The organism is uncultured Microbulbifer sp. (genome assembly GCF_947498635.1).
Taxonomy (GTDB): Bacteria; Pseudomonadota; Gammaproteobacteria; order Pseudomonadales; family Cellvibrionaceae; genus Microbulbifer; species Microbulbifer echini.
Genome location: NZ_CANMKV010000012.1, coordinates 79,518 through 98,362, shown reverse-complemented (window position 1 = coordinate 98,362; position 18,845 = coordinate 79,518). Strand labels below are relative to the sequence as shown.

Sequence of the window (18,845 nt, the reverse complement as noted above, 5' to 3'; positions counted from 1 at the left end):
AAGCCCCGCAATTTTAATCTCTGGAGTTCACGCACGGCATGGAAGTCTATTACACCTTTTGTTTTCTTGCCGCGGTGTCGGTCTTTCTCGGCTTCCTAAACCAGTATGTACTGCGTGCGCAAACCACCATCGCCATTACTGCTGGCGCCCTGGCGCTGTCGCTCATCGTTACCGGCCTGGGTAAGTTGGGGATTGTGGAGCTGCGCACCTGGGCAGATCAGCTGCTTCCGCTGCTCAATCTAGAGGATATCCTGCTCAAAGGAATGCTGGGGTTCCTGCTCTTCGCCGGCAGTTTGCACATCGACCTATTAGAATTACGCAATCAAAAGCTCGAAATTGGCCTGCTCGCCATTGTCGGTACCCTGATTTCGACCTTTGTCGTGGGCGCGCTTTTGTATTGGTTCCTGATGCTCATCAATATGCCCGTGGCTTTTGTCTACTGCCTATTATTCGGCGCTCTGATCTCCCCCACCGACCCCATCGCAGTACTGGCCATTATGAAAAACCTGAAGGCACCAGAGCAGGTTTCCATTCAGGTGGAGGGTGAATCTCTGTTCAACGATGGCTTCGGTATTGTGGTATTCGCGGTAATTTATGCTGTGGCCTTCGAAGGGGGCCAGCCAACGGTTCCGGCGGTAGCAGAGCTTTTCTTACTGGAAGCTGTGGGTGGTATTTTACTCGGCCTGATTATCGGTGGGCTTTTCCACTGGCTGATTTGCTGTACCGACGACCACAGCCTGGAGCTTTTGCTCACCCTGGTAATCCCCACTGCCGGATTCTCCCTGGCCAATATTCTCGGGGTGTCGGGTGCCCTGGCAATGGTGGTAAGCGGCATCATCATCGGTAATTTTACTCGCGAACGGGGTTTTTCCCGTGTGAGCCAACACGAACTGGATAACTTCTGGAATATCACCGAGGATTTCCTCAACGGCCTGTTATTCCTATTGGTGGGTCTGTTCCTGATCACCATCGACCTGCGCCCGGCAGACTACCTGTTGATGGTGGCGAGTATTGTCATCGTATTGCTGGCTCGGGTAATGGCGGTGTGTGTGCCCTTCCTGTACCTGAAAAGACGCCGCCGCTACCACCCCTATACCAACCGAATATTAATCTGGGGCGGCCTCAAAGGCGGCCTGGCCCTGGCCCTGGCCATGTCTATTCCATCGGGCAGCGCTTTTGTACAGGGGCAGGACCTGCGCTACCTATGGGTAATCATGACCTATGGCGTGGTGCTCTTTTCTATCGTGGTACAGGGCTCTACCATAGCCCCATTAATTCGCCGCAGCCGGGAGTTCGCCGAACCGGAAAGCGCCGCCACAGCCAACCAGCAACAAGCTGTAAAATAGCGATAATTGATCGATGGAACACTCTAACTTCCTTGTAGAAGCCGTCATATTTATGAGTGCTGCGGTAATCGCAGTGCCGATTGCCACACGTCTTGGACTGGGCTCCGTGCTCGGATACCTGCTTGCCGGAGTGGCTATTGGCCCCAGCGCGTTGGGTTTAGTCGGTGACGCCAGCGACGAGATGCACGTAGCCGAATTCGGCGTGGCCTTGATGCTGTTTTTGATCGGCCTTGAAATGCAACCCAAGAAGCTCTGGCAGATGCGCGGCGCCATTCTCGGTACCGGCAGTGCACAATTGCTGTTGACCACCGCTGCCGTCGCCGGCACAGCGCTACTGTTCTTTGATTTAGGCTGGCGCACTGCCGTGGCCATCGGCTTGATCCTGGCGCTGTCCTCCACCGCTATTGTGTTGCAGTCCCTCAGTGAGAAGGGGCTGCTCAAGACCCAGGGCGGGCGCAGTGCCTTTGCCGTACTGCTACTTCAGGATATCGCGGTTATCCCCATCCTCGCCCTACTGCCACTACTCGCGGTTACCCCGGCCGTGACACATGGTAGTGGCCTGGAGGGTTGGCAATATGCCGCCGCCGTTATTGGTACCATCGCCGCCTTTGCCATCAGTGGGCGCTATCTTCTCGGCCCGCTGTTGCGCCTGGTGGCTGGCAGCCAGGTACGCGAGATGTTTACCGTCTCCGCGCTACTCATTGTTTTCGGCGCGGCGGCGGTAATGAGCTGGCTGGATCTCTCCCCCGCACTCGGCACCTTCCTCGCCGGAGTCCTGTTGGCTGAGAGCGAATTTCGCCACGAGCTGGAGGCGGATATACAGCCCTTCAAAGGGCTGTTACTGGGGCTTTTCTTTATCGCGGTGGGTGCCAGCCTGAACTTCGCGCAAATTGCGCAGAATCCACTTCTGTTGTTCGGCCTGGTGTTGGCCCTGGTATTGGTGAAGTTTGCGGTCCTATTTCTATTGGCACGCTTTCTGCGAATGTCCAAGGGGGAAGATTGGCTATTTGCTCTGTCCCTGGCACAGGCCGGGGAATTCGGCTTTGTATTGGTGTCTTTCTCCACCCAAATCCAGGTACTCGATGCCGAAGCGAGCAGCTTACTGGTAGCCCTAATCGCTCTGACTATGGCTCTCACTCCAATACTGCTACTTATATTTGAAAGATTCATCCAGCCGCGTTTTATCATCGGCCCTGATGCACCTCAGGAACCTCACCAAGCACCGTCATTAGAAACCAACTCACCGGTGATCATTATCGGCTACGGCCGCTTCGGCCAGATCACCGGGCGATTGCTCAACGCCTGCGGGTTTGGCACCACACTGCTGGAGCGCAATGCGGAACAACTCGACCTGGTGCGGCGCTATGGTATTGAAGCCTTCTATGGCGACGCCACACGAGAAGACCTGCTGCGTGCCGCTGGAGCCGCTCATGCACGTATGGTGATTCTCACATTGAGCGATCAGGCCGCTTCATTGGAAATTGTTGCGCAGTTGCAGAAGCATTTTCCACACCTCACGATTCTCGCTCGAGCCCGCAGCCGTATGCATCAATATGCCCTTATGGAAGCCGGGGTGAAATATATTTTCCGCGAGACGATAGACCCGGCTCTGGCGATCGGTGAAAAAGCCCTGGAGTTACTCGGACTCAGTCCATTGCAAGCGCGCCGCGCCGCGCGCAAGTTTAAGCAACACGACCAGCGTATGCTGGAGGCACTATTCCCCTACTGGCGCGATGAAGCTCAGCATATCGCCCAGAGCCGAATCTATCGCGAACAGTTGTTGCAGGCCCTGCGGGAAGACCGGCGCGACAAGGATTTGCATCTGGACCATTACTGGGAAGAGGCCCAACCGGAAGCGGAAAAATCTTAAGGGGGGCCAGCAGGTTTTAGGAGTATTTAGGTAAGCGATAATAAATTCGCAGGCGGACATACAAAATCCGTGGCGATTTATTTGATCGCAGCTTATCCATCCTGAGCCGGACTGTAATCGAGCACCGCTATCACAGCCCGACCGGGGGTGAGGGTTTCACTCACGTGACCCTCCCCCCGCAAATCTCTGGCCAATAAAATATCACCAGCCACGAAGATACGTTGCTCACCGGAGCTCGTCGTTATTTTTACTTCTCCAGCCAGGTAAATAATAAATTGCTCACGCGGGGCACAGTGCCAATCAAAAATCTGCTGGGCGATAAATTCGCGAAAATATAACTGTTTAACCGGATACGCTTCGGAATACTTTCCAAGAAATTGGCTCGTCTCATAGTTTATATTTCTCTTTCTAAATGTAGATAAACCATCAATCGTAACCAACTCTATATATTCCACTTGGCTGCTCCTAAATCGCAACTAATCAATCCTTAGATCTACCCACCCTGCTAAGCACTACCCCTTAGAGAGAATACTGGCTTCAATTAAGTCGACTTCAAGCACGAGTTTTCTATGCAACTCATCGTCAATTTCCCGCCGCACCCGCAACTGAAAAAGACGCTCACGCTCTGCCGCTAGCGCATCTAAACGAAAATTGCGCTCCATTCGCGCGCGAACCCACAGGCTTTCCCCTCCCTCATCATCGCCGCTGATTATTCTGCGACGATATAAGTCCAATAGATGATCAATCGCCTCATAGGCAAGGTCCTTATTTTCCCAGTGCCCGTCAATCTCCCTGCGCAAGCTGAGCAAACGCTCTTCAGCGGCCTTAGCAGCAGAGACTCGCGCGCCCCGCTCATCGCCAATTGCCGCCAGATGTGGCGTATCCGGCAAGCTCCTCAGCACAAAGGGCAGTGCAATGCTGGCGAGTAACAGGGAGATCAATATAACCCCCATGGCAATGGTCAGGGCTGCTTCACGCCCCGGAAATGGCGAACCATCAGGCATCAATAGGGGGAGGGAAAAAGCACCGGCAAGAGTAATGGCTCCGCGCACACCAGCCAAGGTCAAAACGTTAACCAGGATAAAGTGAACGGAGAGACTGCGAATATTGCGACGAAAGCGTGATAAATAGAGAGAGACCCAAACCCACACGAAACGCAGCAGGAATAGAACAAAAAAAATAGCGAGGATATACAGCACAAGCATGCCGACCCCAACATCATTCGCCCAGCTGGTATCCGCATCGATAAGCCGTACCAACTGCTCACCCAGTAGCACAAAAATAACGCCATCAAGTACGGTTTGCACGGTATTCCACACCGCCCGGCGATCCATGCGGGTTGAGGATTTTTCCGAACTATGCAGGCTGGTATAGTGCGTGGCAATTCCCGCACTGGCCGCAGCGAGAATTCCAGAGACTCCTAAACTTTGACCGGCCTGATACGCCGCAAAGGGTACCAGCAGACTTACCAGAATTTGTATCGCTGTGTCCTCGCCACTGAGGCGTACCAACCAGCGCAATAGATAGCCACAAATAAATGCGACTCCCGCGCCAATCACGACACCCCCAGCCGCCACCCAAAAAAATCCACCCACCGCCTGTGAAAAGGAAAAGCTGCCAGTAACCACTACCGCCACAGCAATGCGGAAAATATCCAGACCAGAGGCATCGTTAAACAAGGATTCTCCAGCTAGTATATGTTCAAGCCTTGGCGGAATATTATTGTTTCCTTGAACCACCGACACCGCCACCGGATCGGTCGGCGCGAGTATCGCGGCAATGGCGAACGCCATCGCGATAGGCATAACAGGCAGCAACCAAGCAATAAAGAAACCGACTCCAACTACAGTGAATATCACTAAACCCACGGCCAGAGTGATAATCGAACCAAGGTCCCTAAAAAAAGCCCCCTTGGGAATTCGCCAGCCCGCAAGAAAGAGCAAAGGAGGTATAAAAAGCAGAAAAAAAATATCCGGATCTAAGGGTATTTTTATCCCAAAACCGGAACCGAGAATAAAGCCACCTAAAATTTGTATCAGTGGCAAAGGAATGGGAAAAGGCAATATTCGCGCGACAATCAAGCTGAGCGCAACTACCAGCAGTAACAGTAGTGCAACAACGAGATAGTGCATCTCTCACTAAAATTCCTGTAAAAGACTGCCGCAGTGCGGCTTTCAACTCGAATAATCGGGTCAGTCATCCAGCCAGTATAGGAGACCTTTTTTCCTGTTGTCAGCACTTTAAATTACGAAAAAATCTCTCTGTTTTTTCTAGAAAAATTGCATGAATCCAGACGTTATTTAAAATAGCTGATTATTCACAACTGAAATAAAATCAGTAAATTATTTTAAATCATTCCCTTAGACAATTTTATTTCTGGTACTCTGATATTCTTTAAGGGCACGTACCCTGCGAACGTTTTCTGCTTTGATCACCCAAAAATATTAACCGAGTGTCATTCTATTAATTCTTTTCTCAAATAATTCCGCCAACCATTGAGGCGCATAGGTTGAGCATTGATATCCCCGGTTTTAAATAGCGGGTAAGTGAATACAGTCTCAGTGCAGACAGATACTTTTCGCTTGAGAGCCATTTCATCCAAGGCGTCTGGATCATTAATCAGAGCCAGTTCTTCCTGCCACTTCATGCTCTGCACCATTTTCACTAAATCATTCCCGGTTTTGATTAAGCTAATCACCTAGTCTACTTCACCTTTAACGGCGTTTTTTAGTTCTTCACGAAGCGAGTGACGGTGATTGATGACAGGGACCGCGCCGAGTTTTTCAACCATGCATTGCTCTATTCAAGGGAGGCGGCCTCGATTCCCTTGAGGCCGGTTAAACGGCGAGCTAGGTGTACCAAAATAGCCTGCCCCCCGCAGCACTGATAACGAGGATAGAGTTAGCGATCCCACCTTTCTGAAGTCCACATACAAGGAGGTGAATCCCAACTCCCAGATGGCATTGGCGGGCAGGGGTTTAAGCTGGACTGGACTGGACTGGACTGGACTGGACTGGACTGGACTGGACTGGACTATAGCTTACGCATTACTGAGACGTTTAGCGGCAGGACGGGTGATCCGCTCTTCCTCCAGCCGGTACTGTGCATTGTTGCCGGCACGGGTATTATCCTACGCAAACCAATCCCAATCACCCACCCAGAAGTTTCCACAGGCCAGGTTCGGCTGGCACCTTGGCATCCACAGGATTTACCGATGCCGCCTGAACTTCCACCAGTAAATCTCTCCCAAAAGCCTCTGGAATTGACGGGCTTACACCTTCTAAAGATTGCTTATTAAAAATAGAAGGGCTGTTGATAACCTACGATTTTCATCCTAAAAAGCTGCCTCTGTGCATAGTTTATCTAAGATGAAGCCCTCTTAGAGGGAGTTACCCACAGGAAGAAGGTCTTAAATGTGCAAGGAGTTTCAAAAAATACTGTAAAACCCAAACTGTTGATAACTTTGTCAACAGTTACCCACCGGGTTATGCCTCAGTAAAAATAAAATTGCGCCTGTGGAAAACTCATTTTGGGGACGGTTACCGGTAGATTCCTTTCCCGGGCCCACCTGCTAATTCACTGGTAAGGTTCATCGCCCAAAAAGTCCGCCAGCAGCGCGTTAAATCTGTGTGGCGCTTCGAGAAACAGGAAGTGACTACCACCGTCTGCAGCATCGATAATTTCCAAGCGGGAACCTTTAATCTGCTGGTAAATCCACTCTTGGCACTCCACCGGGTGCGGGCTGGCACGGCCAAAGGCGATCAATGTGGGTTTTTTAATATGTGGAATGAAGTCACGCCAGTCACGGGTAACGTTGTCGATAAACAGGCGCGCCGCCAGGGTGCGAGGAAACTGCAGATTGACCGCGACCAGCTCTTCTCTTTGTGCCTCAGTCATCGCCGGCGTCACCATAGACATCAATATTTCCCGGGTGGCGCGCTCTCCCTCCGTACTGTGTAACAGACCGGTAAACTGAAAGAGTTGCGCAGGCGTGAGGATCGCCCCGGCCTCAAGGCATTCCTGTTTAGACCAATTGGGCTGAGCGAGCAACGCCGCCGGCTCATCGATAAATACAAGTTTGGTAACCCGCTTGTCACCAAACATTTCCAGGTAGCTCCAGATAACCGAGGCGCCGGCCGAGTGGCCTAGCAGGTACAGCGATACGGGGTCTAAAGTGGCTATTATCTCTTGTAGATCTTTGGCCAACCGGGCAATTCGGTAACCGTGTGAAGGTTTTTCAGAAAATCCGTGGCCACGCATATCCAGGGCAATCACCCGATAGCGATCACTCAGACCTGTGAGCTGGTACTTGAACAGGGCAGCCCCCTGAGACCAGCCGTGTAGAAGCAGCAGGGTGGGGCCAGCCCCGGCGCACAGGTAGCTCAGCGTAACCCCATCGGCAGTCGTGAATGAGCAGCGCTCAACAGATATGTTCATCAGCCATCCGTGGCCTTATGAGATTTACTCTACAGTGACCGACTTGGCCAGGTTGCGCGGCTGGTCCACGTCGGTGCCCTTCAGCAGCGCTACATGATAACTGAGCAGCTGCAGAGGCACTGTGTACAGAATCGGGGCCAGGCTCCTGGGGCAGTCCGGCACCTCGATCAGGGTCATCCCCTCCTCGCTGGAAAAACCGGCTTCAGGGCTGGCAAACACAAACAATTGACCACCCCGTGCGCGCACTTCCTGCAAATTGGATTTGAGTTTTTCCAACAGGTCATTATTGGGGGCGACAACAATAACCGGCATATCGCCATCCACCAGTGCCAATGGGCCATGCTTAAGTTCCCCGGCGGGGTAAGCCTCCGCATGAATGTAGGAAATTTCCTTGAGCTTCAGAGCGCCCTCGAGGGCGATAGGAAATTCAACACCGCGGCCGAGGAACAGCGCGTGGTTCTTCTCCGCGAAAGCTTCACTGGTACGCTGCACCGTCTTATCCAGGCCGGCAAAGGCTTCCATCAACTGCGGCAACTGGCGCAGAGCGCCTACTAGCTCTGCCTCACGCTCAGCGGATAGACCATTGGTCTTGGCCAAGGCGAGGCAAAACAGCTGCAGGGCAACTAACTGAGTGGTAAAGGCCTTGGTGGAGGCCACCCCGATTTCCGGGCCCGCTTCGGTCATCAGCGATAGCTCCGACTCGCGCACCAGAGAGCTGTTGGGCACATTACAAATGGTCATAAAGCCCAGGTAGCCGAGCTCCTTGGCCTGGCGCAACGCCGCCAGAGTATCTGCGGTCTCGCCAGACTGGGAAATAGTCACAAACAAGGTACCGGGACGCACTACCGTTTTGCGGTAGCGAATTTCGCTGGCCACTTCCACCGAGCAGGGGACTCCCGCCCACTCTTCGAGCCAATAGCGAGCAACCATACCCGCATGGTAGCTGGTGCCACAGGCGACAATTTGTACCTGCTTCACTTTGGGGAGAATTTCTAGGGCTCGAGCACCCAAAGCTTGAGGCAGTACCGAATGCTCACCAATTCGACCCGCCAAAGTGGCCGCCACCACCTCTGGCTGCTCGAAAATTTCCTTCTGCATATAGTGGCGGTAGCGCCCCTTGTCAGCCACATCGTGGCCCCCATCCAGCTTATGCACCGGTCGGCTGACTTCCCCCCCCTGCTTATCGCGCACAGAAATACCGCCGCGGCGTACCTCCGCCACATCGCCCTCTTCGAGGAAGATAAATCGATCGGTCACCTGGCGCAGCGCCATGGGATCTGAGGCGATAAAGTTCTCCTCGATACCAACCCCCAGAACCAGGGGGCTGCCCAAACGGGCACAGGCCAGCACATCCGGCTCCTCACTACTCACCACGGCAAGGGCATAGGCACCCTCGAGTATTTGCGTGGCTTTGCCCACTATGTCCACCAAGCTGGCACCTTCGCTGCTCAGGGAGTGAATCAGGTGAACCACCACTTCGGTATCAGTATCCGAGGAGAACTGGTAGCCCTTGTCCTGTAACTCTGAGCGCAATGCCTGATGATTTTCGATAATCCCGTTGTGCACCAGGGCAATATGTCCGGACATGTGGGGATGGGCGTTGTCGTCAGAGGGTACCCCATGAGTGGCCCAGCGGGTATGGGCGATCCCCAAATGACCAGCGCTCGGCTGCTGCTGCAGTTTGGCCTCCAGGTCGGCGACCTTGCCCTGGCTCTTGCGTAGCTGCAACTGGCCATCATCACCGAGTAGGCAGACACCGGCTGAATCGTAACCGCGGTACTCGAGACGACGCAGGCCCTCGAGTAAAATACCTGTCACATTGCGCTGGGCCAGAGCCCCAACAATTCCACACATCTCGCTCTCCTTACAAATTCTTAAACTTTTTGTCTCGCCCTTGCTAGTCTTGGGCGCTCGAAGTTGGCGCGGCGCAGATAACTCGAACCCCCAGGTCTTGCAGTTGCTCGCGCGCACTCTCTTCCAGTGCGGAATCCGTTACCAGCACATCGACTTGCGCCCAAGACAACTCCAGGTTGGGTATGCGCCTGCCGACCTTGCTAGACTCCGCCAAAACCACCACTTCGCGGGCCACCTCCGCCATCACGCGGGAGAGGCCGATCTGCTCATTAAACGTACAGGTGCCGCGCTCAAGGTCTATGCCGTCAGCACCGATAAAGGCTCTGTCAAAGTCGTAATCTCGCAGTACCTGTTCCGCCACTTTGCCCTGAAAGGCCTCAAAATGGGGGTCCCAGGTGCCTCCGGTCATCAGCAGAGTCGGCTCGTTTTCCAGCTCCCGCAGGGCATTGGCTACGTTTAGGGAATTGGTCATCACTACCAACCCACGCTTGCGCTCCAGCTCGGGAATCATCGCCGCTGTAGTGCGGCCGTAGTCGATTACGATGCGGTGGTGATCCGGGATCAAAGCCGCCGCCGCGCGACTGATCGCGCGTTTTACCTCCGAAGGACCTTCCTCTACCACCAGTTCCCGCGGTACCGGTATGGCACCACCGCGGCGACGCAGTAGCAGGCCGTGGTTTTCCATCGCGGTGAGATCCTTTCGAATCGTAACCTCTGAAGTTTCGAACTGGCGTGCCAACTGCTCGACACTAGCTTCTCCCGCCTCGTTCAAAAGGCTAATAATGCCGTGTCGGCGGTGTTGTGTATTACGTTTCGACATAAATCTCTAAATTTCGTTTCGAAACTTAAAGATAGCAAAGTGAAATATAAGTTCCCACTGTAATTTCACTCAAACGCCAACTTGCCGTGCAAAATAGGGGGAGCAATCCGCGCTCAAGTGGAGAGTGCATGCAGCATCGCCCGGAGAAAACGCGCCAGCTCACCGCCGGTTACCGCGCGGTGATCGGCACTAATAGAAAGGGGTAAAAGTGGGCGCATCGCCGGCCAGCGGTCGATCACCACTACACCCTGGCAGACCCTGCCCGCACCGACGATTGCCACCGTTGGCGGCAGGACAACCGGAGTGGCATAGCGTCCGGCAATAGCACCAAAGTTGGACAATAGAATCGTGGCGCCCTGTAAATCGCTCTGGGCAATACCGGTTTCCCGAGCCTGGTGCTTGTAATCGGCCACCTGCGCCAGCAAGGCCTCATCCGTGTGTCCGGCCACATCCCTCAGCACAGGGACATATAAACCACGGGGGGAGTCCACCGCCAAGCCGATATTGACCGTCTCTTGAATCTTCAGCTGGTCATTCTCGTAAAGGGCATTCAGGGTAGGCTCAGCGGTACAGGCCAACTGCACGGCGCGAATCAACCGCAGCAGCGCCGGAGTACTGCCCCACCAGCTGGAGATATCCGCATCGTCACACAGGGTAATCTGCGCAACCTGATCCCTGGCGCGACTCATGGATAATCCCATCGCGCGTCGCGCGGGCGACATCACCGCCTCTACCCCGGCGGTTTTTTCCGCACCCTGCACTGGTAGTGGCGATTTTTTTTCCTCTGCGCTTTTTTCTGTGACAGGTGTGGAGCCCACGGCAGCATGCACCTGGGCCGCGGTAACCAGGGATCCATCCGTGGAGAGCTTTTCCAGATCCACTCCCAGCCGGCGCGCCAATGCCCTGACTTTGGGTGTGGCGGGACGACGCCGACTTGGCGCAACTCGCTGCTCAGCCCCAAGTACAGCCTCTCCCTGCTCCAGCTTGCCCACAACCGTACCGCTGTCCGATCGCGTCTGCGGTGGGGCGGTTTCTTTCACAGAGGGGTCTTCCGCAGAGACGCTATCGCCTGGAGAGATGGTTGTAGTGGAGTGCTCCGTGGCCGGTATCTCGTGATTGGCATCCTCCGCAGTAAAGCCCACCAGGGGCTCACCCACATTTACAGTTTGGTCTTGCGCCGCAAATAGCTTCTCAACCCGGCCTCCCCAGGGGGCCGGCACTTCCACCAAGGCCTTGGCCGTCTCCACAGTAACCAGGCTCTCGTGGGCAGCAATCGTATCGCCCTCGCTCACATGCCATTCACGCACCACCGCATCGGGCAGCCCCTCTCCGAGGTCTGGCAGAGTGAAAGTTTTCATGCCACCCCTCCATTCGCGTATTCGAGAACTTCCCGCACCGCCGTCATAATCCGCGGCACACCGGGTAAATAGGCATCCTCCAATTGGAAGTAGGGCATTACGGTATCGAATCCCGTGACTCTCTGTACCGGCGCCAGTAACAGATCGAAGGCATACTCATTGATCTGTGAGGCAACTTCTGCCCCCACACCACAAAAGCGCGCGGCCTCATGGATCAATACACAGCGGTGGGTCTTTTCCAGGGAGTCGATGATAGTGTGAATATCCAGAGGCTTTAGGGTGGCAAGATCTATTACCTCGACCTCAATACCCTCCCTAGAGAGCTGCTCAGCGACCTGTAGGGCTTCCTTCAAGGAGGCTCCCCAGGCAACTAGTGTGATATCACGGCCCTCACGCAAAACAAATGCGCGATCCAGGGGGAGTGCTTCTCCACTATCGACAACTTCCTGGCGCACCGCGCGATAGATGCGTTTGGGTTCGAGGAACATCACCGGGTCCGGGTCTCTAATAGCAGCGAGCAGCAAGCCGTAGGCCCGCGCCGGAGAGGAGGGCACCACCAGACGCAAGCCGGGAATGTGGGCAAATAGCGCCTCAGTGCTCTCCGAGTGGTGTTCCGGTGCGTGGATACCACCTCCGTAGGGGGCCCGATATACGATGGGACAGGAAAGGCGACCGCGGGTCCTGTTGCGATAGCGCCCAGCGTGACTGAGAATCTGATCCAGTGCCGGATAGATAAATCCCATAAACTGGAATTCCGCCACTGGCCGCAAACCCTGTGCGGCCATTCCGATAGCCATTCCGCCGATCATATTTTCCGCCAGCGGGGTATCCAATACCCGCTCCCGGCCAAACCGCGCCTGCAGACCATCCGTAGCGCGAAACACACCGCCATTCAGACCGACATCCTCACCAAATACGACCACTTTGGGATCTCTTTGCATCTCAAAGGCGAGTGCCTGGGTGACCGCTTCCACCAGGGTGATTTGCGCCATTAGCTGTCCCCCTGCAATTGCTGGTATTGCTCGACGAAGGCCTCGGGCAGTGTTTCATAAAGGTGATCGAAAATAGCCGTAGCTGTATCCCGCGGTGCTTGCCGATAGACGCGAACGGATTCCTCCAGGATCTCCTTCAGCTCCCGTTGCATAGCCTCTTCCCTGGCCTCTCCCCAAGCGCCGAGGGTCTCCAGGTAAGCTCTAAGCCGCCGCAACGGCTCTCTAGCCCAGGCCTCTTTGAGCTCCTCCGCGGGTTGGTAGCGGCTGGCGTCATCCGCCGTGGTGTGATCGCAAAGGCGATAACTCACCGCTTCAATCAATGAGGGGCCACCGCCGGCATGGGCCTGCTGCAAAGCCTCCGTCACCGCCTGATAAACGGCGATCACGTCGTTGCCATCCACCTGAAGGCTCGGTATGCCCGCAGCAATTGCTTTCTGTGCCAGGGTTCTGCATGCAGTCTGGCCGGAGCGGGATAGTGAGATGGCCCATTGATTGTTATTGATAACCACCACCAAAGGCAGTTTCCAATCCCCGGCCAAATTGATCGCCTCGTAGAAATCCCCCTTCGAGGTAGCGCCATCCCCACCACTGGTGACGGCTGCGCGCATCGGTTGACTCAACTGCTCGTGTTTGTATTTGAGCGCGAAGGCAACGCCGGCACCGTGCAGCATTTGCGTGGCGATGGGCACGCTCAGGGGCAGGTCCTCGCGGACATGGCAAAAATTCTGCCCGCGTTCGTCCCCGCCCCAAATGGTGTAAATTTCCTCTATTCGCACACCGCGCTCCAGGAGAGCACCGGTCTCGCGATAGTTGGGGCAATAGACATCCTCTTTGGCCATGGCGGCAGCGACACCCACACCGATGGCTTCCTGCCCCAAACTGGAAGGGTAGGTACCCAGCTGGCCGGTGCGCTGCATTTTTACCGCACGGTCATCCACCATGCGCGCAAGGGTCATCTGCCGATAGAGGGCCTCCAGAGTGTCCGGAGTGGCAAAATCTGGCAGAGCCTGGGTGGTTTGTCCCCGCTCATCCAGGTACTGCAAAGAGGCGATATCAAAGCTGGCGAGCAGCTGCATTCTGGGCTTGTGCATCGGGCCATTCCTTGTGTTCCCGAAGCGCAAGTTTAATGGAAAGAGGGTATCTCACCGGGCGAGAGGAGAGATATCCCGCCGGAATTCGATTTTCCAGCGAGAGTCCGTGGAAAACGAAAATTAATTCCGCTTTAAGGGGCGCTCCCAGCCGGTGATATTGCGCTGCTTGCCACGTGCTACCGCCAGCTCCTCGCTGCCCACTTCGCGAGTAATTGTGGAACCCGCGCCGACTGTGGCGCCACTGCCCACTTTGACCGGTGCCACCAGGGCGGTATTGGAACCAATAAATGCGCCGTTGCCGATTTCAGTGAGCGATTTATTCACACCATCGTAATTGCAGGTGATAGTACCGGCACCGATATTCACTGATTTCCCCAGGACTGAATCACCGACATAGGAGAGGTGGTTGATCTTACTGCCGATCCCCACTTTGGCATTTTTCGTTTCGACAAAATTACCCACCTTGGCGCCATTCGCCAGCTCGGTACCTGGGCGCAGGCGTGCGAAGGGACCCACGCTACAGGCTTCGCCTATCTCGGCGCCTTCAATGACAGAGTTGGCCTCCACACGAGTGCCATCCGCCAAACGGCAGTTTTTTAGCAAACAGTTCGGACCTATTTGCACCCCCTTACCCAGGATGACACTTCCCTCAAAGATACAATTAATATCAATGGAGACATCGGTGTCGCATTCGAGGCTACCGCGGATGTCAATGCGCGCCGGATCGAGCAAAGTGACACCGGCATTCATCAGTGCTACGGCACGGGTATGCTGTAGGGCGCGCTCCATCTGCGCCTGCTGGGCACGGCTGTTCACGCCGGCCACTTCCAGGGTATCGCTGGCGCGCTCCCCGGTCACCGCGATCCCCTCCTGGACCGAGCGGGCAATGACATCGGTGAGATAGTATTCGCCCTGGGCGTTATCACAAGACAACTCCGGCAACCAGCGCGACAACAGATCCGCCGGCGCCGCCAGAATGCCGGTATTCACCTCGCGGATAGCCAGCGTATCGGCATCCGCATCCTTCTCTTCCACAATGGCTTCCACACGGCCCGTATCATCACGCACTATGCGCCCATACCCAGCCGGATTAGCCATTTCCACCGAGAGCAGGGCGGGGCCGTGATCCGCCGCCGACAGCAGGGACTGCAAAGTACCCGCTCTGACCAGAGGCACATCGCCATAGAGCACCAGCACTGTGGCGCCCTCGCGGAATTGTGGAATCGCCTGGGCCACAGCGTGGCCGGTACCCAGCTGTTCGGTCTGCTCCACAAATTTCACACCACTATCGGCAAAGCGTTCGCGCACCTGCTCGGCGCCGTGGCCAATCACCACGGTGATTTCAACGCCCTGTAGTTGCCGCGCCGTATCAATCACGTGCCCCAACATGGGAATTCCGCCAATCGGGTGCAGCACTTTGGGCAGGTCGGAGCGCATGCGAGAGCCTTTGCCCGCGGCCAGAATCACAACGTCGATAGTCATATTGGTTTGAAATCTCTCTAAAATCTCTAATTTGGGAACATTGTGGCCACTAGGCTGCGCTAACTCAACCCAACGTAACAGCTTGTCGCCCAACCCATTGTGATTGCCGCCGGGCTCTGATCCCGGTAATTTACCCTCCTGTAAACCCATAAGCAGCCCACAACAACAGAACAGTGAAAGCCACCGCAAAAAAGTGCGGTGGAGGGAAATTGTCTATGAACACAAACGCGCAACAAAAACCGCGGCGCCATCTGCTGGTACTCGCAGCCCTGGTGCTGTCTCTGCCTATGACAGTGGCAGCAGAAACCAATCGGGAACAGGAAGCTGTAGAAGAGAAGAAGGAAGAGCAATCCTGGGATATCAACAAGCCACCCTATGAATTCAAACCGATCCAGCTCGATACCCGCGAGACTACCTGGAGTAACCTGGATATCAGCCCAGACGGTAAAACCATTCTGTTCGATATGCTCGGCGATCTCTACACGGTGCCGGTAAGCGGCGGTGAGGCGGTGGCCCTGACCAATGAAATCGCCTGGAATATGCAGCCGCGCTTCAGCCCGGACGGCGAGACTATCGTATTTATCAGCGATCGCGATGGCGCCGACAATATCTGGCTGATGGACAGTAACGGGGAGAACCTGCGTCAGCTCACCACCGAAAAAGAAAACCTGCTGCACTCGCCCAATTGGAGTCCAGATGGCCAGTATTTGGTGGCGCGCAAAGGCTTTATGTCCGGGCGCAGTATCCCCGCCGGCGAGATCTGGATGTACCATTACGGTGGTGGCGAAGGACGCCAGCTCAAAGAGCGTATCGGTGGCGATATTGCCCAGAAGAACATCGCCGATCCGGCCTTCTCCCCCGATGGTCGCTACGTTTACTACTCCATCGACACCACCCCGGGTACGGTTTGGCAGTACAACAAAAACTCCACCCAGGAGATTTTTGCCATCAATCGCTACGACCTGCAGGACGGCGAAGAGGAGACCTTTATCTCCGGCCCCGGCGGCGCAGTGGCACCGGTACCCTCCCCAGATGGCAGCAAGCTGGCCTTTATCCGCCGCCAGGACAACCGGACCTCCCTGTTCCTGAAAGACCTGGATACCGGTCTGGAAACCCCAATCTATGCGGGCCTGGAGCGAGACCTGCAGGAAATCTTCGGCCCCCACGGTAACTATGTGCAGTACGACTGGATGCCCGATGGCGAGTCTCTGGTTGTTTGGACCGGCGGTAAATTCCTGCGCATCTCTGTTCACGGCGACAGCGTTGCGCCAATTGCGGCCCATGTGAAAGTCGAGAAGCAGGTGGCCGATGCGGTGCGCTTCCCGGTGGAAGTGGCCCCGGAAACCTTCGACGTGAGGATGATTCGCTGGGCGCAAAAGTCCCCCAACGGCCAACAGGTGGCTTTCCAGGCCCTGGGCAAGATTTATATCCAGGATATCGACAGCGGCGAGCGCCGCCGCCTGACCCGCCAAAACGATCACTTTGAGTTCTATCCCAGCTGGTCTCGCGATGGCCGCGAGATCACCTATGTCACCTGGGACGATCAAAAGCTCGGCCATGTGCGTGTGGTTTCCGCCCGCAGCGGTCGCGGCAAGAACATCACCAAGCAACCAGGCCTGTATGTGGAGCCCGCTTTCTCCCCCAGCGGCGACACCGTGGCTTACCGTCGCTTTACTGGCGGCTACCTGCTCAGTCCCGAGTACTCCCTGGAGCCGGGTATCTACCTGGCAGACGCCGGTGGTGACTGGCAGCGCCGGGTGGTGAAATCCGGTTATGAGCCTCACTTCGGTGCTACCGGTGAACGTATTTATTTCTCCGTATATGAGCCTGCCGACGGCGGCAAGCGTGTGCTGAAGAGTACCAATCTGGAAGGCAAGGACGAGCGCGAGCATCTGCACGGCGCCGAAATTACCTCTTTCCGTCTCTCTCCAGACGGCAGGTGGATCGCCTTTACCCAAGACTTCAAAGCCTATGTCGCACCCTTTATGCACACCGGCAAGTCCGAGGGGATAGGTCCCGACAGCAAGGCCGTCAAAGTTACCCAGGTATCCAAACACGCGGGGGAAAACCTGCATTGGTCAGTGGATAGCCATGCTCTGGGCTGGGCCCATGGACCGAAGCTATTCGAGCGCGAATTGAAAGACGCCTTCAGTTTTATCAGCGGCGCACCCGAGGAGCTATCGGATACGGTTTCCGAAGGAGTTGATCTGAGTTTTGAACAGCAGTTTGACAACCAAGCGGGACTGGTCGCCCTGACCGGTGGCAGGGTTGTCACTATGCGCGATGCTGAGAATAACCGAGAAATTATCGAAGACGGTGTGGTTCTGTTTCGCGGCAACCGTATTGTGGCAGTGGGCCCCGCTGCCGAGGTAAAAATCCCCACAGAGGCGAAACGCATCGACGTGACTGGAAAAACTGTGCTGCCGGGCCTGATCGACGCCCATGCCCACGGTGCCCAAGGCCGCGAGGAAATTATCCCGCAACAAAACTGGAACCTGTTCTCCAGCCTGGCGTTCGGGGTAACCACGATTCACGACCCCTCCAATGACAGCAGTGAGATTTTTTCCGCGGCAGAAATGCAGAAAGCCGGCCTGATTACCGGACCGCGCATCTTCTCCACCGGCACCATCCTCTATGGCGCCAAGGGCCCAGGCTACAAAGCCAAGATCAACTCCCTGGAGGATGCCCAGTTTCACGTAAATCGCCTCAAGGAAATGGGTGCTATCTCGGTAAAAAGCTACAACCAGCCCCGCCGCGATCAGCGTCAACAGGTACTACAAGCGGCCCGCGAGGCCGGTATTATGGTGGTGCCCGAGGGTGGCGGTAAGTACCAGCACAATATGAATATGATTGTGGATGGGCACACCGGTATTGAGCACTCCCTACCCATCGCCAATGTCTACGGCGATGTGGAGCAATTGTGGAGCCAGACCCAGGTAGGTTATACCCCAACCTTCGTGGTGGCCTACGGCGGTCTCTGGGGTGAGGAATACTGGTATGACCGCACCGAAGTGTGGAAAAACGAACGCCTGACCCGCTTTACTCCCGACTTTATCGTCAATCCCCGTTCCATCCGCCGCCCCACGGCGCCGGATGCCCACTACAACCACTTCAACGTCGCGCGCCAGGCCAAGCAGCTACGCGACGAGGGCGTTACCGTGCATATCGGTGCCCACGGCCAGCGTGAAGGCCTGGGAGCGCACTGGGAAATGTGGATGATGGAGCAGGGCGGCTTTACCCCCTGGGAGGCCTTCCGCGCCGGCACCATCGACGGTGCACGCTACCTGGGCATGGATGGTGATATCGGCAGTATCGAGGCCGGCAAACTGGCAGACCTGATCGTGGTAGATGGCAATCCGTTGGATAACCTGCGCCAATCCGAAAATATCACCTACACGGTGATCAATGGCCGCGTGTTCGAAGCAGAAACCATGAATGAGTTAGGTGCCGGCGAGCGAATGGCATTCTTCCACGAACGCCTGCCTATCAGTGCAATGCCAGCACCCACGGCAGAAGCGGTGCAAGAGAAAATGCAACGCCACCACTGGGTGCACTAAGCGCCTCTTACACAATATAGCTAGCAAGCTTTGTGCCC

13 protein-coding genes are annotated in these 18,845 nt (G+C 55.5%); 3 read left to right on the top strand and 10 right to left on the bottom strand.

Annotated features, from left to right (window positions below):
- Positions 1–38: 38 nt before the first annotated feature.
- On the top strand, positions 39–1,346 hold the full coding sequence (locus Q1A69_RS08485; protein ID WP_299584003.1) for a sodium:proton antiporter: 1,308 nt from the start codon (positions 39–41) through the stop codon (positions 1,344–1,346).
- A gap of 13 nt (positions 1,347–1,359) precedes the next feature.
- A complete protein-coding gene (locus Q1A69_RS08480) occupies positions 1,360–3,216 on the top strand; it encodes a monovalent cation:proton antiporter-2 (CPA2) family protein (protein WP_299583999.1) in 1,857 nt (618 codons plus the stop codon).
- A gap of 92 nt (positions 3,217–3,308) precedes the next feature.
- Here Q1A69_RS08480 and Q1A69_RS08475 read toward each other — a convergent pair whose 3' ends face one another.
- From Q1A69_RS08475 to glmU, 10 genes are all read right to left on the bottom strand, one after another.
- Positions 3,309–3,671, bottom strand: coding sequence for a hypothetical protein (locus tag Q1A69_RS08475; RefSeq protein WP_299583996.1), 363 nt, complete (start codon positions 3,669–3,671; stop codon positions 3,309–3,311).
- A 57-nt stretch (positions 3,672–3,728) separates the two neighbouring features.
- Positions 3,729–5,348 carry a Na+/H+ antiporter gene (locus tag Q1A69_RS08470; RefSeq protein ID WP_299583993.1) on the bottom strand — a complete coding sequence of 540 codons (1,620 nt, stop codon included), beginning with the start codon at positions 5,346–5,348 and terminating at the stop codon, positions 3,729–3,731.
- A gap of 323 nt (positions 5,349–5,671) precedes the next feature.
- The gene (locus tag Q1A69_RS08465) at positions 5,672–5,914 is read right to left on the bottom strand and encodes a hypothetical protein (protein ID WP_299583990.1); all 243 of its coding nucleotides are present in this window, start codon (positions 5,912–5,914) and stop codon (positions 5,672–5,674) included.
- Positions 5,915–6,792: 878 nt separating this feature from the next.
- Positions 6,793–7,653, bottom strand: a complete 861-nt coding sequence (locus Q1A69_RS08460; protein ID WP_299583987.1) for an alpha/beta hydrolase — start codon at positions 7,651–7,653, stop codon at positions 6,793–6,795.
- Between the two features lie 24 nt (positions 7,654–7,677).
- Positions 7,678–9,507 carry a glutamine--fructose-6-phosphate transaminase (isomerizing) gene (gene glmS, locus Q1A69_RS08455; protein WP_299583984.1) on the bottom strand — a complete coding sequence of 610 codons (1,830 nt, stop codon included), beginning with the start codon at positions 9,505–9,507 and terminating at the stop codon, positions 7,678–7,680.
- Positions 9,508–9,550: 43 nt separating this feature from the next.
- Positions 9,551–10,327: a DeoR/GlpR family DNA-binding transcription regulator gene (locus Q1A69_RS08450; RefSeq protein WP_299583981.1), complete on the bottom strand. Its 777-nt coding sequence runs from the start codon at positions 10,325–10,327 to the stop codon at positions 9,551–9,553.
- 113 nt (positions 10,328–10,440) lie between these two features.
- A complete protein-coding gene (locus Q1A69_RS08445; RefSeq protein ID WP_299583979.1) occupies positions 10,441–11,685 on the bottom strand; it encodes a dihydrolipoamide acetyltransferase family protein in 1,245 nt (414 codons plus the stop codon).
- Positions 11,682–12,677, bottom strand: coding sequence for an alpha-ketoacid dehydrogenase subunit beta (locus tag Q1A69_RS08440; protein WP_299583977.1), 996 nt, complete (start codon positions 12,675–12,677; stop codon positions 11,682–11,684). Before Q1A69_RS08440 ends, Q1A69_RS08445 begins: the two co-directional genes overlap by 4 nt.
- Positions 12,677–13,768 (bottom strand): pyruvate dehydrogenase (acetyl-transferring) E1 component subunit alpha, encoded by a 1,092-nt coding sequence (gene pdhA / locus Q1A69_RS08435; RefSeq protein WP_299583974.1) that lies wholly within the window; start codon positions 13,766–13,768, stop codon positions 12,677–12,679. Before pdhA ends, Q1A69_RS08440 begins: the two co-directional genes overlap by 1 nt.
- A gap of 120 nt (positions 13,769–13,888) precedes the next feature.
- Complete coding sequence (gene glmU / locus Q1A69_RS08430; RefSeq protein ID WP_299584051.1) at positions 13,889–15,250, bottom strand: bifunctional UDP-N-acetylglucosamine diphosphorylase/glucosamine-1-phosphate N-acetyltransferase GlmU; 1,362 nt, start codon at positions 15,248–15,250, stop codon at positions 13,889–13,891.
- A 215-nt stretch (positions 15,251–15,465) separates the two neighbouring features.
- Between glmU and Q1A69_RS08425 the strand changes: the two genes are divergently transcribed.
- A complete protein-coding gene (locus tag Q1A69_RS08425; protein WP_299583971.1) occupies positions 15,466–18,807 on the top strand; it encodes an amidohydrolase family protein in 3,342 nt (1,113 codons plus the stop codon).
- Positions 18,808–18,845: the final 38 nt, after the last annotated feature.

Excerpts from the sequence above, each read along its gene's own strand:
- Q1A69_RS08485 (WP_299584003.1), top strand. The coding sequence starts at position 39 with ATGGAAGTCTATTACACCTTTTGTTTTCTTGCCGCGGTGTCGGTCTTT.
- Q1A69_RS08480 (WP_299583999.1), top strand. The coding sequence starts at position 1,360 with ATGGAACACTCTAACTTCCTTGTAGAAGCCGTCATATTTATGAGTGCT.
- Q1A69_RS08470 (WP_299583993.1), bottom strand. The coding sequence starts at position 5,348 with ATGCACTATCTCGTTGTTGCACTACTGTTACTGCTGGTAGTTGCGCTC.
- Q1A69_RS08460 (WP_299583987.1), bottom strand. The coding sequence starts at position 7,653 with ATGAACATATCTGTTGAGCGCTGCTCATTCACGACTGCCGATGGGGTT.
- glmS (WP_299583984.1), bottom strand. The coding sequence starts at position 9,507 with ATGTGTGGAATTGTTGGGGCTCTGGCCCAGCGCAATGTGACAGGTATT.
- Q1A69_RS08450 (WP_299583981.1), bottom strand. The coding sequence starts at position 10,327 with ATGTCGAAACGTAATACACAACACCGCCGACACGGCATTATTAGCCTT.
- Q1A69_RS08445 (WP_299583979.1), bottom strand. The coding sequence starts at position 11,685 with ATGAAAACTTTCACTCTGCCAGACCTCGGAGAGGGGCTGCCCGATGCG.
- Q1A69_RS08440 (WP_299583977.1), bottom strand. The coding sequence starts at position 12,677 with ATGGCGCAAATCACCCTGGTGGAAGCGGTCACCCAGGCACTCGCCTTT.
- pdhA (WP_299583974.1), bottom strand. The coding sequence starts at position 13,768 with ATGCACAAGCCCAGAATGCAGCTGCTCGCCAGCTTTGATATCGCCTCT.
- glmU (WP_299584051.1), bottom strand. The coding sequence starts at position 15,250 with ATGACTATCGACGTTGTGATTCTGGCCGCGGGCAAAGGCTCTCGCATG.
- Q1A69_RS08425 (WP_299583971.1), top strand. The coding sequence starts at position 15,466 with ATGAACACAAACGCGCAACAAAAACCGCGGCGCCATCTGCTGGTACTC.